The organism is Vibrio sp. V03_P4A6T147 (genome assembly GCF_002241085.1).
Classification (GTDB): domain Bacteria; phylum Pseudomonadota; class Gammaproteobacteria; order Enterobacterales; family Vibrionaceae; genus Vibrio; species Vibrio anguillarum.
Genome location: NZ_NDIO01000012.1, coordinates 1 through 2,396, shown reverse-complemented (window position 1 = coordinate 2,396; position 2,396 = coordinate 1). Strand labels below are relative to the sequence as shown.

The 2,396-nt window shown below is 44.6% G+C and carries 1 protein-coding gene and 4 tRNA genes; 1 reads left to right on the top strand and 4 read right to left on the bottom strand.

Features of this window, described 5'->3' with window-relative positions:
• Positions 1 to 56: 56 nt before the first annotated feature.
• The gene (gene queG, locus B9J84_RS00355) at positions 57 to 1,187 is read left to right on the top strand and encodes a tRNA epoxyqueuosine(34) reductase QueG (RefSeq protein WP_094123273.1); all 1,131 of its coding nucleotides are present in this window, start codon (positions 57 to 59) and stop codon (positions 1,185 to 1,187) included.
• Between the two features lie 559 nt (positions 1,188 to 1,746).
• Here the strand turns inward: queG and B9J84_RS00350 are convergent.
• The 4 genes from B9J84_RS00350 to B9J84_RS00335 form a co-directional block, all read right to left on the bottom strand.
• A tRNA-Gly gene (locus B9J84_RS00350) sits at positions 1,747 to 1,813 on the bottom strand.
• A 33-nt stretch (positions 1,814 to 1,846) separates the two neighbouring features.
• Positions 1,847 to 1,923: transfer RNA gene (locus B9J84_RS00345), tRNA-Met, on the bottom strand.
• A gap of 249 nt (positions 1,924 to 2,172) precedes the next feature.
• A tRNA-Gly gene (locus B9J84_RS00340) sits at positions 2,173 to 2,248 on the bottom strand.
• Between the two features lie 33 nt (positions 2,249 to 2,281).
• Positions 2,282 to 2,358 (bottom strand) — tRNA-Met (locus tag B9J84_RS00335).
• Positions 2,359 to 2,396: the final 38 nt, after the last annotated feature.

Sequence of the window (2,396 nt, the reverse complement as noted above, 5' to 3'; positions counted from 1 at the left end):
CCTCAATAAAGGATCCGTTAAGATCCTCGCCCCTTTTTGCAACGAGCTCATCGATAATGGACTACCAAGTACTGGCAGACAAAATTAAAATCTGGGCACGTGAACTTGGCTTCGAAAAGGTCGGGATCTGCGATATCGATCTCAGTGAGCACGAAGAGCCTTTGCAGAAATGGTTGGATGCTGGATTTCACGGTGAAATGGACTGGATGGCGCGCCATGGCATGATGCGAGCTAGGCCACATGAACTCCTTCCCGGCACCGTCCGTGTGATCAGTGCACGCATGAATTACTTACCCCCAGATGCTCGGTTTGCCAGTGATTTGAATAATCCCAATTACGCTTATATCAGCCGCTACGCTCTGGGGCGTGACTACCATAAACTGGTACGCAACCAGCTAAAAAAACTCGGCGAAAAGATTGAACAAGAAGTGGGGGCACTCGGTTATCGCCCTTTTGTGGACTCCGCCCCAATACTAGAGCGGCCTTTAGCACAAAAAGCTGGACTTGGTTGGACTGGCAAGCATTCGCTTATCCTTGATAAAGAGAGTGGTTCTTGGTTTTTTCTTGGTGAACTACTGATTGATTTGCCGCTGCCAGTCGATACACCAAGCAGTAATCAATGTGGCAAATGCACTGCCTGCATCACCTCATGCCCTACACAAGCCATCGTGGAAGACGGTGTTGTTGATGCTCGCCGATGCATCTCTTACCTCACCATAGAATATGATGGCGTAATTGCTGAAGAGTTTCGCAAGGCAATGGGTAACCGCATTTACGGCTGTGATGATTGCCAGTTGGTCTGCCCTTGGAATCGCTTTTCCGACCTCACTCAACAAAGTGATTTTCATCGCCGTCAAGCACTGGATGAACCAGACTTAGTTGAACTGTTTGCTTGGGATGAGGCCACCTTCTTACGTTATATGGAAGGTTCGGCTATTCGCCGAATTGGCCACCAGCAATGGTTGCGTAATCTTTCCATCGCTTTAGGAAACGCGCCACATTCACAACGCATTATCGCAGCGCTAAACACAAGGTTAGGCTTGTCTGATTTATTAGACGAACATATACATTGGGCGCTAGTAGAACAAAAACGAAAATCATCGGAGCCAGCGAGTGCATGCTCTAGCAATAAGAAGCAGCAGCGCTTAATTCGAATTGTCGAGAAAGGGTTACCGCGTGATGCGTAAAAAATGAGGTAATTGCATAACTAATGAACACAGACTTTGATATGTATCTCAAAATACCAATTTGTGGACAAAATTTTAAACACGACACTGTTTTCTATAATTAAGAAAAGTTAGCCACATCAGCAATTAATGACAAGGATCAAAGATCTTGATATTAATGATCATACAGTTAGTTGACCTAATGGTGACAAAATAACAAAAATCAATTTAAAAACAATTAGTTACACAGAAAGGCAGCAAGATTAGAGAACAGGGCCGCATTAAAAGATCTTTCACTGACACTTACCAGCACTTCACTAAAAACACGTTATACACCAACTTATCCACAATTAATTTTTGTGGATAACTCTGTTAATGAATACGAATAAATAGCGACGAAAAGCCAGATTCTACAGAGACTAACCTGTGTATTGAAATTCAGCACGTAAGTTATCAAGACGGCAATAAATCCGCTTAGAACTGCAGATTATTTTTATTTTAGGGAGTTATGCTTCACAGCATTAAAGAAAGAGCATAAACCAAATACTGGTTTGAGTTCAGAGAATACTCTGAAAGAAGCTGGAACGACACATAACCGTTACCTCAACCTTGGCAAGGTTGCGCTCTACCAACTGAGCTAGTGTCGCAATGATTAATCGCATTCACGCTTAATCTGAATTTGGTTGCGGGGGCCGGATTTGAACCGACGACCTTCGGGTTATGAGCCCGACGAGCTACCAAGCTGCTCCACCCCGCGTCCGTATTGTGTCACCGTTAAGTACGATGAAAACTTACACTCTCTAACAAGAGAATTTGGAGCGACACACGAGGTTCACTTTCTTTAAACAAAGAGGCGTGACCTCAACCTTAACTAGGTTGTGCGGCGCTATTCTTTTCTTCGAAAAGAATCTGGAGCGACACACGAGGTTCACTTTCTTTAAATAAAAAGGCGTGACCTCAACCTTAGCTAGGTTGCGTGGCGCTATTCTTTTCTTCGAAAAGAATTTGGAGCGACACACGAGGTTCGAACTCGTGACCTCAACCTTGGCAAGGTTGCGCTCTACCAACTGAGCTAGTGTCGCAATGATTAATCGTATTTACGCTTAATCTAAATTTGGTTGCGGGGGCTGGATTTGAACCAACGACCTTCGGGTTATGAGCCCGACGAGCTACCAAGCTGCTCCACCCCGCGTCCGTATTGTGTCACCGTTAAGTACGGTGAAAACTTAA

Coding starts and splice junctions, on each gene's coding strand:
- queG (WP_094123273.1), top strand. CDS start 57: ATGGACTACCAAGTACTGGCAGACAAAATTAAAATCTGGGCACGTGAA.